At 57.4% G+C, this 12140-nt stretch carries 12 protein-coding genes; 10 read left to right on the top strand and 2 right to left on the bottom strand.

The annotated features are described in order from the left end of the window. Positions 1-12 precede the first annotated feature (12 nt). The 4 genes from H7R56_RS22900 (at position 13) to ubiA (ending at position 3956) form a co-directional block, all read left to right on the top strand. Positions 13-1338 carry a maltoporin gene (locus H7R56_RS22900; RefSeq protein ID WP_106928595.1) on the top strand — a complete coding sequence of 442 codons (1326 nt, stop codon included), beginning with the start codon at positions 13-15 and terminating at the stop codon, positions 1336-1338. Positions 1339-1452: 114 nt separating this feature from the next. Next, a complete protein-coding gene (gene malM / locus H7R56_RS22895) occupies positions 1453-2385 on the top strand; it encodes a maltose operon protein MalM (RefSeq protein ID WP_106928593.1) in 933 nt (310 codons plus the stop codon). A gap of 187 nt (positions 2386-2572) precedes the next feature. Beyond that, the gene (gene ubiC, locus H7R56_RS22890) at positions 2573-3070 is read left to right on the top strand and encodes a chorismate lyase (RefSeq protein WP_106928591.1); all 498 of its coding nucleotides are present in this window, start codon (positions 2573-2575) and stop codon (positions 3068-3070) included. A gap of 13 nt (positions 3071-3083) precedes the next feature. Next, the gene (gene ubiA, locus H7R56_RS22885) at positions 3084-3956 is read left to right on the top strand and encodes a 4-hydroxybenzoate octaprenyltransferase (protein ID WP_106928589.1); all 873 of its coding nucleotides are present in this window, start codon (positions 3084-3086) and stop codon (positions 3954-3956) included. A gap of 138 nt (positions 3957-4094) precedes the next feature. On the opposite strand, the gene plsB is transcribed toward ubiA, so the two are convergent. Then, positions 4095-6524 carry a glycerol-3-phosphate 1-O-acyltransferase PlsB gene (gene plsB, locus H7R56_RS22880; RefSeq protein ID WP_106928587.1) on the bottom strand — a complete coding sequence of 810 codons (2430 nt, stop codon included), beginning with the start codon at positions 6522-6524 and terminating at the stop codon, positions 4095-4097. Between the two features lie 128 nt (positions 6525-6652). On the opposite strand from plsB, the gene H7R56_RS22875 reads away from it, so the two are divergent. The 4 genes from H7R56_RS22875 (at position 6653) to H7R56_RS22860 (ending at position 9448) form a co-directional block, all read left to right on the top strand. Beyond that, positions 6653-7021, top strand: a complete 369-nt coding sequence (locus H7R56_RS22875) for a diacylglycerol kinase (protein WP_106928585.1) — start codon at positions 6653-6655, stop codon at positions 7019-7021. A 99-nt stretch (positions 7022-7120) separates the two neighbouring features. Continuing rightward, positions 7121-7729, top strand: a complete 609-nt coding sequence (lexA, locus tag H7R56_RS22870) for a transcriptional repressor LexA (RefSeq protein ID WP_064546646.1) — start codon at positions 7121-7123, stop codon at positions 7727-7729. 65 nt (positions 7730-7794) lie between these two features. After that, positions 7795-9114, top strand: a complete 1320-nt coding sequence (gene dinF, locus H7R56_RS22865; RefSeq protein WP_106928584.1) for an MATE family efflux transporter DinF — start codon at positions 7795-7797, stop codon at positions 9112-9114. A gap of 124 nt (positions 9115-9238) precedes the next feature. Continuing rightward, on the top strand, positions 9239-9448 hold the full coding sequence (locus H7R56_RS22860; protein ID WP_106928582.1) for a CsbD family protein: 210 nt from the start codon (positions 9239-9241) through the stop codon (positions 9446-9448). Positions 9449-9501: 53 nt separating this feature from the next. Here the strand turns inward: H7R56_RS22860 and zur are convergent, their stop codons facing one another. After that, entirely contained in the window at positions 9502-10017 is a 516-nt protein-coding gene (gene zur / locus H7R56_RS22855) for a zinc uptake transcriptional repressor Zur (RefSeq protein ID WP_106928580.1), read from the bottom strand. A 126-nt stretch (positions 10018-10143) separates the two neighbouring features. Between zur and H7R56_RS22850 the strand changes: the two genes are divergently transcribed. Continuing rightward, the gene (locus tag H7R56_RS22850) at positions 10144-10632 is read left to right on the top strand and encodes a cupin domain-containing protein (protein WP_106928657.1); all 489 of its coding nucleotides are present in this window, start codon (positions 10144-10146) and stop codon (positions 10630-10632) included. 199 nt (positions 10633-10831) lie between these two features. Beyond that, positions 10832-12052 carry a conjugal transfer protein TraF gene (locus tag H7R56_RS22845; protein ID WP_374956749.1) on the top strand — a complete coding sequence of 407 codons (1221 nt, stop codon included), beginning with the start codon at positions 10832-10834 and terminating at the stop codon, positions 12050-12052. Positions 12053-12140 lie beyond the last annotated feature (88 nt).

Below are 12140 nucleotides of genomic sequence, written 5' to 3'. Positions count from 1 at the left end.
TCAGGAGATAGAATGATGATTACTCTGCGCAAACTCCCCGTGGCGGTTGCCGTCGCAGCAGGCATTATGTCTGCTCAGGCAATGGCCGTAGATTTTCATGGCTACGCGCGTTCCGGCATCGGCTGGACGGGTAGCGGTGGCGAACAACAGTGTTTCCAGGCAACCGGTGCTCAAAGTAAATACCGTCTGGGTAACGAATGTGAAACCTATGCCGAATTGAAATTAGGCCAGGAAGTGTGGAAAGAAGGCGATAAGAGCTTCTACTTCGACACCAACGTGGCTTACTCCGTCGCACAGCAGAACGACTGGGAAGCGACTGACCCGGCGTTCCGTGAAGCGAACGTCCAGGGTAAAAACCTGATTGACTGGCTGCCAGGCTCCACCATCTGGGCCGGTAAGCGTTTCTACCAGCGTCATGACGTTCACATGATCGACTTCTACTACTGGGATATCTCGGGTCCTGGTGCAGGTATTGAAAACGTCGATCTGGGCTTTGGTAAACTGTCTCTGGCAGCGACCCGTTCTCAGGAAGCCGGTGGTTCTTACATCTTCACCAGCAACAACACCTACAAGAACTACAAAGATACTGCCAACGACGTGTTTGACGTTCGTTTAGCCGGTCTGGAAACCAACCCGGACGGCGTGCTGGAGCTGGGCGTTGACTACGGTCGTGCGAACTACACCGACGGCTACAGCCTCGCTGACGGCGCGTCAAAAGACGGCTGGATGTTCACTGCAGAACACACTCAGAGCATGCTGAAAGGCTACAACAAGTTTGTTGTTCAGTACGCAACTGACTCGATGACCACTCAGGGTAAAGGCCAGTCTCAGGGCTCCTTCACCGGTAACGATTACAACAAAGATACCGAAATCGGTATTGTAAACAACAAGATCAATAACGATGGCGACATGTGGCGTATCCTCGACCACGGCGCAATCTCCCTGGGCGACAAAGTTGACCTGATGTACGTCGGTATGTACCAGAATATCGACCGTGACGACGGTAACGGCACCAAGTGGTGGACCGTCGGCGTTCGTCCAATGTACAAATGGACGCCAATCATGAGTACCCTGATGGAAGTGGGTTACGACAACGTGAAGTCTCAGCGTACCGGCGACACCAACAACCAGTACAAAATCACCCTGGCGCAACAGTGGCAGGCTGGCGACAGCATCTGGTCCCGTCCGGCCATCCGCGTGTTCGCAACCTACGCGAAGTGGGATGAGAAATGGGGTTATGACAACGGTATCGCTTACAAAGATACCAGCGCGAAAACCTACAGCCGTGGCGACAGCGATGAGTGGTCCTTCGGTGCTCAGATGGAAATCTGGTGGTAATTCAGCACTAACCTGACGTAACAACCGACGAGGGGCGTAAGCCCCTCTGTTCCTTGAGGTTTAGCGCGCTATTGCCTGGCTACCGCTAGAACTCCGCATTCTGAGGTCATCATAATGAAAATGAAAAAAAGTCTCGTTGCTCTCTGCTTATCTGCTGGATTAATGGCGAGCGTCCCGGGCATCAGCCTCGCCGACGTCAACTATGTGCCACAAAACACCAGCGCCGCCCCGACGATTCCAACCTCTGCGCTTCAGCAGCTGACCTGGACGCCGGTAGACCAATCCAAAGTGCAGTCCACCCAGCTTGCGACCGGCGGTCAGAGCCTGAACGTTCCTGGTATCACCGGCAACGTGGCGGCCTACAGCGTCCCGGCTAACATCGGTGAACTGACGCTGACCCTGACCAGTGAAGTCAACAAGCAAACTAACGTATTTGCGCCAAACGTGCTGATTCTCGATCAGAACATGACGCCTTCTGCCTTCTTCCCCAGCAGCTACTTCACCTACCAGGCACCGGGCGTGATGAGCGCCGACCGTCTGGAAGGGGTGATGCGCCTGACGCCAGCGCTGGGCCAGCAGAAGCTGTATGTCCTGGTCTTTACGACCGAGAAAGATCTCCAGCAGACCACGACTCTGCTGGACCCGGCAAAAGCCTACGCGAAAGGCACCGGTAACGCCGTACCGGATATTCCGGACCCGGTAGCCAAACACATTACCGACGGCTTAGTGAAGCTGAAAGTGAAAACCAACAGCAGCTCCAGCGTGCTGGTTGGCCCGCTGTTCGGCTCTTCCGGCCCGGCGCCGGTCACCGTCGGCAACACGGCGGCACCGGCCTACAGCGCGCCAGCGGCAGCCCCAGTTGCAGCGCCAGCGGCGAAGGCGGAACCGATGCTGGATGATACGGAAAGCTATTTCAACAACGGAATTAAACAGGCGGTAGCGAAAGGGGATATCGATAAAGCCCTCAAGCTGATGAATGAAGCCGAGCGCCTGGGCTCTAAATCTGCTCGTTCCACCTTTATCGGCGCTGTAAAAGGCAAGGGGTAAGTTCTCCCCGCAGCGCTGATGTTTAGGCGAAGCCTTTCGGTGTGCCCTTGTGGGCGCACCTTTTTTATCGCGCAACGCAAACTGTTGCACTGCTGTTGCGCTAATGATCGTATTTGACCATTCCTGCACCCCCTCACGCGACTTTCTGCGATACAATGGCGAAACGCTTTGTATTGGAGAGACAGGCATGTCGCACTCTGCACTGACGCAACTACGCGCGCTGCGCTATTTTGACGTCATTCCCCCGCTTGAACCCGCTCAGCGCGACTGGCTGATGCTGGAAGATTCCATGACCAAACGGTTTGAGCAGTTCGGGAAACCCGTCAGCGTCACGCTATTAAATGAAGAATTTGTCAGCCGCGACTCGCTGGCGGCTGAGCAGCATCTGCTGCCAGAAGAGGCTCGCTATTGGCTGCGGGAAATATTATTGTGCGTCGGCGGTGAACCGTGGCTTGCCGGGCGCACCGTGGTGCCAGAGTCGACCCTCTGCGGGCCGGAGCTGGCGCTGCAAAACCTGGGGCAAACGCCGCTGGGTCGCTACCTGTTTACGTCGTCAACGCTGACGCGAGATTTTATTGAGATAGGTCGTCATGATGCGCTGTGGGGGCGTCGTTCCCGCCTCCGCTTAAGCGGTAAACCGCTGCTGTTAACCGAGCTGTTTTTACCGGCATCGCCGCTGTACTGAGAGGAAAAAAAGAATGGAGTGGAGTCTGAAGCAGAATAAGCTGCTGGCCTACCATCGGCTGATGCGCACGGACAAACCGATCGGCGCGCTGCTGCTGCTGTGGCCGACGCTGTGGGCGCTGTGGGTCGCCTCGCCGGGTGTGCCGCCGCTGTGGATCCTGGCGGTCTTTGTGGCGGGCGTATGGCTGATGCGCGCCGCGGGCTGCGTAGTGAACGACTATGCGGATCGTAAATTTGACGGTCACGTCAAACGGACGGCAAATCGACCGTTGCCGAGCGGGGCGGTCACGGAGAAAGAGGCCCGTACGCTGTTTATCGTGCTGGTGGCGCTTTCCTTCCTGCTGGTGCTGACGCTCAACGCGATGACCATTTTACTGTCAATCGCGGCGCTGGCGCTGGCGTGGGTTTACCCGTTTATGAAGCGTTATACCCACCTGCCGCAGGTGGTGCTGGGGGCGGCGTTTGGCTGGTCGATTCCGATGGCCTTCGCGGCGGTGAGCGAGACGCTGCCGCTGAGCTGCTGGCTGATGCTGCTGGCGAATATTCTGTGGGCGGTGGCTTACGACACGCAGTACGCGATGGTAGACCGTGACGATGACGTGAAAATCGGCATCAAATCCACGGCGATTTTGTTCGGCGACAATGACCGCCTGATTATCGGTATTTTGCAGGCATGCGTGCTGGTGCTGATGGTGGCGATTGGCTGGCTCAACGGCCTGCACTGGGCGTTCTACTGGTCGATACTGATCGCCGGTGCGCTGTTTGTGTACCAGCAGAAACTGATTCGCCACCGCGAGCGCGGCCCGTGCTTCCAGGCGTTTATGAACAATAACTACGTGGGGCTGGTGCTGTTTATTGGCCTGGCGATGAGCTACTGGCAGTTTTAAATGCGGCCTGTAAACGCCTTATTCGGGCTACGCTGCCACTCGCGTGTGTAGGCCTGATAAGCGCAGCGCCATCAGGCGTGGCATTCGGTCACCACGCGATAAAAAAATCCCCGGCTTTCTGACCGGGGATTTTTGTTTTTACTGCGCCGCCTCTTCCTGCGTTACGCTCTCAATCGTCAAGCGCACGTCCGAGGTAATCAGGCCCGCCATCATCTGGTAAACCTTCATCGTCTCTTCCGGCTCGGCGTCACCGCTGTCGCTGATATAACCCTCATCGCGGAGCGTCAGCACCAGCGAGGAGAACACCGCTTTATCAAAGAACTCCGGCGAGTTGATGCCGTGCAGCACCGACAAACGCTGTGCCAGCGTACGGCTCTCTTTCTCCAGTGTGCTGCGGTTCATCGACGGGTTGCCGCTCAGCAGCCAGAAGGTGATCGCATAGCGCTGCAGCGTTTCGCGTGCGCCAGCGGCCAGCAGTTGCAGCGTGCGGGAGTGCGAAGCGTTAATCCGCAGGTTGCCGTTCTGCTCGGTAATCAGCTCCTGACGGACCATTTCGGCAATCAGGGTGTCCATCACCGACGGCAGCGCCTCGCGATCCCAGCGCAGGAACAGCTCAGCTTTGAGCATCGGGTACAGCGTACCAATGATGCTCAGCACCTGCTCGCGAGAGATCTCACGATGCTGGGTCATGATGGCCGCCAGCAGCGACGGCATGATCAGCATGTGCGCGATGTTGTTGCGGTAATAGGTCATCAGCACCGCCTGCTCGCGCGGCAGAATAATGATGTCGCCGATAGTGTCTTTCTCGACTTCGAACTTATTCATCTGCAGAGCATGGTCGATAAGCTCGCTGGCGGTGGCTTTCGGCGCGGTGGCATCCGGTGAATACGGCGCATTGCGCATCAGTGCCAGGTAGCATTCTACCTGCTGCGTCAGCTGCTCGCGGGTGAGCGAACGCTGGCGCGAGGCCAGCAGCGCGGTGCAGCACAGGTTCATCGCGTTCGCCGCACCGGCGTTGTTAATACGCACCATCAGCTCGCCTGCCAGCTTGTTGACGGTCGGCGTCAGCCATGCCGGACGCACGGCTTCGATTGGGTCGATAGACTCGCGCCATTCCGGCACGTGGTGGTTCAGGTAGGTCATCAGCGGCATCGGTTCGCCGAAGTTGACATAGCCCTGGCCGAGGTTGCGCAGCTTGCTCAGCCCGCGCAGCATCTGCGGCAGGCTCTCTTTTTCTTTCGTCGCGCCGCGCAGCTCTTTGGCGTAGGTACCCACTTCCATCACGTGCTCGTAGCCGATGTAAATCGGCACCAGGGTGATAGGTCGGGAACCGCCGCGCAGCATCGCCTGAATGGTCATCGACAGGGTGCCGGTTTTCGGGTCCAGCAGACGGCCGGTACGCGAGCGCCCGCCTTCCACGAAGTACTCGACGGAATAGCCGCGGCTGAACAGCTCGCCAAGGTATTCACGGAACACGGTGGAGTAAAGCTTGTTACCCTTAAAGGTACGGCGAATAAAGAACGCGCCCAGACGACGGAAAATCGGACCGGCTGGCCAGAAGTTCAGGTTGATACCGGCGGCAATATGCGGCGGCACCAGGCCCTGATGATAGAGCACGTAAGAGAGCAGCAGGTAGTCCATGTGGCTACGGTGGCAGGGCACATAGACAATTTCATGGCCGTCGTGCGCCAGCTGGCGTACGCGCTCGGCGTTATGGACGTTAATGCCCTGGTACAGACGGTTCCAGGTGAAGCTGAGGATACGGTCAGTCAGGCGAATCATCTCGTAGGAGAAGTTAGCCGCAATCTCTTCCATTAGCGCAATCGCATTCTGCTGTGCTTTTTCATGGGAGATTTTTTTGCTGCGCGCTTCATCTTCGACCGCTTTCGCAATGGCTTTCGAAGCCAGCAGCTTTTTGAACAGGTCGTGACGTGCCGGCAGGCGCGGGCCAACCGCAGCCAGGCGCTGACGGGCAAAGTGCATGCGGGCAACGCGTGCTAGCTTCTGGGCGATGATTTTATCGGTGCCGTGTTCGTCGGCCATGCGGCGCAGCGACACAGACGGCGAGAAGCGCACGAAGCTATCGCGACCAAGCCAGGAGACGGCGAAGAATTTCTGGAAGCCGTTGAGCATACGCAGCGGCGGATTTTCCTCGCCTTTTTCGCGGCCCGGAGAGCGCCCGAACATCACGGAAACCGGCACCATTTGCACATCCAGGTCCGGATTGCTGCGGTGCAGATCGAGATAGTCGTGGAACAGCTTGATCGACTCTTCCTTTGGCGTGTAGTAAGTGAACACGCGCGGGCCGCCGTGAATAAACACGTAGCGCGGCAGCAGAGTGCCGTCGATTTCCAACGGTTCAAGCGGATCGGGTAAATCATGCGCCAGGCACTGGGCGCGCAGCGTCAGCAAGTCGGCCTTAGAGTTATAAGGCAGGACGTACATAATCGGGCGCGACGTATCGAGCCCCAGTTCCTGGGCAGGTTCTGCCGGAATAGACTTGCTTTTTACCAGTACGCTTAATGGTAAATTCAGTAATTTGTAGTAAATTCGTGGCCAGCCGGACATAAACGATGTAAAGCCTCTGGTTAATCATGCAAATGCGCGGCAAGAATATCAGAAAGTCAGCAGAATTTCTGTTCTACCGCTGCATAACTCGCATTGTCATTGACGTAATAACAAAAAAGGTTCTTGAGATGGCCAATAATACCACCGGGCTCACCCGAATCATCAAAGCAGCGGGCTATTCCTGGAAAGGATTTCGCGCGGCGTGGATCAACGAAGCCGCATTCCGCCAGGAGGGCGTCGCGTCGGTGCTGGCGATTATCATCGCCTGCTGGTTGGATGTCGATGCGATTACCCGCGTGCTGCTTATCGGTTCCGTCCTGTTGGTGATGATAGTGGAAATTCTCAATAGTGCGCTGGAAGCCGTAGTCGATCGCATTGGCTCGGAGTATCACGAACTGTCCGGACGGGCAAAAGACATGGGGTCGGCGGCGGTGCTGCTGGCGATTTTTGTCGCGCTGATCACTTGGGGCATGCTGCTGTGGGCGCATTTCCACTAAAGCTGTGAAAACTGCCTGATTTCGTGCGTTTTATGGTTTCAAAATAGACACTAGCTGTATATACTCACAGCATAACTGTATATACACCCAGGGGGCGGAATGAAAGCGTTAACGACCAGGCAGCAAGAGGTGTTTGATCTCATCCGGGATCATATCAGCCAGACGGGCATGCCGCCGACGCGTGCGGAAATTGCTCAGCGCTTGGGGTTCCGTTCCCCGAACGCGGCTGAAGAGCACCTGAAAGCGCTGGCGCGTAAAGGTGTCATTGAGATTGTATCCGGCGCTTCTCGCGGTATCCGCCTGCTGGTGGAAGAAGAAGAGGGCCTGCCGCTGGTGGGCCGCGTCGCGGCGGGTGAGCCGTTGCTGGCGCAGCAGCATATCGAAGGTCATTATCAGGTCGATCCCTCGCTGTTTAAACCCAGCGCCGACTTCCTGCTTCGCGTCAGCGGCATGTCGATGAAAGACATCGGTATTATGGACGGCGACCTCCTTGCCGTGCATAAAACGCAGGACGTGCGTAACGGCCAGGTTGTGGTCGCGCGCATTGATGAAGAAGTGACGGTGAAACGCCTGAAAAAACAGGGTAACGTCGTCGAACTGCTGCCGGAAAACAGCGAATTTAAACCTATCGTGGTCGATCTGCGCCAGCAGAATTTCTCGATCGAAGGACTGGCCGTTGGCGTTATTCGCAACGGCGAATGGCTGTAACACCCGCTTTCTCATGACGGCGATACGCCCCGTATCGCCGTCTTTTTCCTTTCTGGTCGACACTCATGCCGCTACTTACCTCCGCCGATAAGGCCCTGTGGCGCCTTGCGCTACCCATGATTTTCTCCAACATTACCGTCCCGTTGCTCGGGCTGGTGGACACCGCCGTGATTGGTCATCTCGATAGCCCTGTTTATCTGGGCGGGGTGGCGATTGGCGCGACCGCGACCAGCTTCCTGTTTATGCTGCTGCTGTTTTTGCGCATGAGCACGACCGGTCTGACGGCACAGGCGTTTGGTGCGAAGGATCCGCAGGCGCTGGCTCGCGCGCTGGTGCAGCCGCTCATGCTGGCGCTGGGGGCCGGGCTGCTGATTATTCTGCTGAAAACGCCGCTGATCAATCTGGCGCTCTCCATCGTTGGCGGCAGCGGCGAGGTGCTGGAGCAGGCGCGGCGTTTTCTGACCATCCGCTGGCTCAGCGCCCCCGCGGCGCTGGCTAACCTTGTGCTGCTGGGCTGGCTGCTGGGCGTACAGTACGCTCGTGCGCCGGTTGTTTTACTGGTGGTGGGCAATGTCCTGAATATCGTGCTCGACCTATGGCTGGTGATGGGGCTGCACATGAGCGTACAGGGGGCGGCGCTGGCGACGGCGCTTGCCGAATACGCCACGCTGCTGGTCGGGCTGGTGATGGTCCGCAAGGTGCTGGTGATGCGGGGCATCAGTTGGCTGATGCTGAAAAACGCCTGGCGCGGCAACATTCGCCGTCTGCTGGCGCTGAACCGCGACATTATGCTGCGTTCCCTGCTGTTACAGCTGTGCTTTGGTGCGGTGACCGTTTTCGGTGCGCGCCTCGGCGGCGACGTGGTGGCGGTAAACGCGGTGCTGATGACCATGCTGACGTTTACAGCCTATGCGCTGGACGGCTTTGCCTACGCGGTGGAGGCCCATTCCGGGCAGGCTTTCGGGGCGCGCGATGGCAGCAAGCTGCTGGAGGTCTGGCACGCCGCATGCCGTCAGGCGGGCGTGGTCGCGCTGGCCTTTGCGCTGGTGTACGCGCTGCTGGGGCAACAGATTGTCGCGCTGTTAACGTCGCTACCTGAACTGCAGCAGCTTGCCGATCGCTATGTGCTCTGGCAGGTTGTGCTGCCGGCGATCGGCGTGTGGTGCTATTTGCTGGACGGGATGTTTATCGGCGCAACGCGCGGCGCTGAAATGCGAAACAGTATGGCGGTGGCCGCCTTAGGCTTTGCGCTAACGCTGCTGGCGCTGCCGCTGCTCGGCAACCACGGGCTGTGGCTGGCGCTGGCTGTATTCCTCGCGCTGCGCGGGCTGTCGCTGGCGTATATCTGGCGTCGCCATTGGCGAAACAATAGCTGGTTTTCCTGAGAAATGGTTAAAGATTCCGAATAGTGAAATGAACCCAGAATGACTGACTACAATTAACCTCACGCTTAGCGAAAAAGAACGTGTCTCTTTCGCTATTCACTCACTGACGATCGAGGATTCGACGATGAATAAAGACGAAATCGGCGGTAACTGGAAACAGGTTAAAGGTAAAGTGAAAGAGCAATGGGGCAAACTCACCGACGATGATATGACGGTGATCGAAGGCAAACGCGACCAGCTGGTCGGTAAAATTCAGGAACGCTACGGATACGCGAAAGATCAGGCAGAAAAAGAGGTCGACAGCTGGGATAAACGCCACAATATCCGCTGGTAACGCGCTTCTCCTGCCCGGAGTACACGGATGTACTCCCCCCGCTAATCGCTCGGTTAGCGGGCCTTTTTCTTCAACTGAATGGTATGGTCGTGATGACAGTGCTCATGCGCGCGGCAGGCTTCAACCTCGACGCAGGCAGAGCATAGGCCATGGGCCTCAATGACGTTGTGGCGTAGGGCAAAGCCCATTTTCGCCGCCAGCGTATGCATGATATCTTCCACCCCTTCTGCACACTCTTCTTTCACCACGCCGCAGCGATCGCAGATAAACATCGCGGAGGTATGCGTCGGCTGATCGAACAGATGACAGAGCACGTAGCTGTTGGCGGATTCCACCTTGTGTACGAAGCCTTGCTCAAGCAGAAACTCCAGCGCGCGATAGACGGTTGGCGGTTTGGCCTGGGGTTCTTTCTCGCGCAGCAGGTCCAGCAGGTCATAGGCGCTAATCGCCCCTTCCTGCAGGCTCATCAGGCGCAACACTTCCAGACGTTGCGGAGTCAGGCGCACGCCGCGTTGCGCGCACAGCTTCTCAGCCTGCGCTAACAGTTCTTGCGTGGTGGTCTTATCCATTGGCGTCCTCGAGTTACGGGTGAAATAAACCCCTACTTTACCATGTTATGCCGGAAACACCGAGTTTCCACAGGTGTGCTATAGGTGTGTTATAGCAGGTGAACTTCACACTCAGGATGAAAAATGATGAAAAGACCCGACTGTATTCGCCATTGGCGCGATGTTGAAGGACCCGACGACTCCACTTATCCCGACAGCGACGAGCGTTTTGCCATCGGTGCGCCGCTGGCCCGTGCGCTGGGGCTCAGGCATATCGGCATTCACCACGAACGATTACCGCCCGGCCGCCGCACCTCGTATCCGCACGCCGAAAGCGACGAGGAAGAGTTTATCTATGTGCTGGAAGGCTATCCACAGGCGTGGATTAACGGCTATTTGTGGAAACTTGAACCGGGTGACAGCGTTGGTTTTCCGGCCGGAACCGGCGTATGCCATACCTTCATCAACAACACCAGCGAAGAGGTACGGCTGCTGGTGGTGGGTGAAGCCAACAAAAAGCATAACCGTATTTACTACCCGTTGAACGCTGCTTATGCCGTCACGCGCGAAGACCGCTGGGTGGATCACCCACCGCAATTTTTTGGCCCGCACGACGGAAAACCTGGGCGAAAGTAATCTTATCTTCTATAAAAGATTAGGGTGCTTATTAATAATAACCAGCTTGTAGAAAATTTCAGTTAAGGGAACAGAACGCTTTTTGTCCCGTTATTCACAGCAATAGTTCGCCCCCGTTCAGGTGATAACGAAGGGGGGATTGTTTCATAACAGACAACAAGACGAGCAAACTGTGAAAAAAAACGACAAATTTTCGCTGATGGGGATCGCTGTCTCTTTCATTATGGCAGGGCCGGCAGAGGCGGCAAACGGCTGGGTTGAGGCCCGAAGCGATGCGATGGGTGGCACGGGGGTGGCTTCGGCGCCGTACGCCAGCGGGGCGCTGATTAACCCCGCGCTGCTGGCCAGGTCGCAGCCTGACGACGCGGTGACGCTGGTTTTTCCGACGATCGGCGCGCAGATATCCGATAAGGACGATCTGCGCAGCGAAATCGACGATATCAGCGACGATGTGAATGGCTACCGTAAAGCGCTCAACGGTGTGAATCCGGTGCAGCTGTTTGTCCCCGGCAGCCCGGGTTATCGTCAGGTGTCCGGTGCGGCGGGGGATCTGGCGGATCGGCTATCATCCCTGAAGGGCAAAACTGCCAGCGCGAAAGCGGGGGCAGGGATGGTGGTGGCAGTGCCGAACGATGTACTGGCGGTGGCGTTTGTGGCAAAGGCCAACGCGCGCGCGCGCCTCAGCTCGTATATCGACCAGGGTGACATCGACACGCTGCGCCGCGTGCAGGCGGTGCCGGCCAGCGTGCTGGCGGTCGATCCCAACAATCTGAAATCACAGGGATTTGGCCGCGCAGCGATCGTCTCTGACTACGGCGTGGCGATGGCCCGTCAGTTTAATCCTGGCGGCGTACCGATTTCACTGGGCGTTACGCCGAAGCTCCAGCAAACCTGGCTCTATAACTACACCGTCTCTATCTACAACTTCAGCAGCGACGACATCAACAGCAGCCGCTATCGCAATGATGATACGGGCTTTAACGTCGATGCCGGGATGACTGCCGATTTTGGCGAGAGCTGGACGGTGGGGCTCAGCGGGCAAAACCTGTTCTCGCGCGATATTGATACCAAAGAAGTGGCCGGCGTGCGCGATACCTACCAGATACGTCCACTGGTGACCGCTGGGGGGGCCTGGCACACCGATCTCGTGACCTTAAGCGTCGATGGTGATTTGACGCAAACCAAGGGCTTTAAAAGTGAAGAGGCGTCGCAGTACGTAGGCGTTGGCGCAGAAGTGCGCCCGCTGGACTGGCTGGCGGTGCGCGCGGGTTATCGCGCTGATGTAAAAAATAACGACAGCAACGTCTTTACTGGCGGCGTCGGCTTTGCGCCCTTTAATCGGGTGCACGTCGATCTGATGGGACTGTACGGCGAAGAGCAAACCTGGGGGGCGGGGATGCAGCTTAGCGTCATGTTCTGACCACGGATCTTGTAGGCCGGATAAGGCGTTTACGTCGCCATCCGGCAACGTGCGCTGGACCGCCTGATGGCGCTGTGCTTATCAGGCT

Origin of the sequence: Klebsiella sp. WP3-W18-ESBL-02 (genome assembly GCF_014168815.1) — a bacterium.
Lineage (GTDB): Bacteria > Pseudomonadota > Gammaproteobacteria > Enterobacterales > Enterobacteriaceae > Kluyvera > Kluyvera ascorbata_B.
Note: the sequence above shows the minus strand (reverse complement) of the source record. Positions and strands in the feature narration are given on the sequence as shown.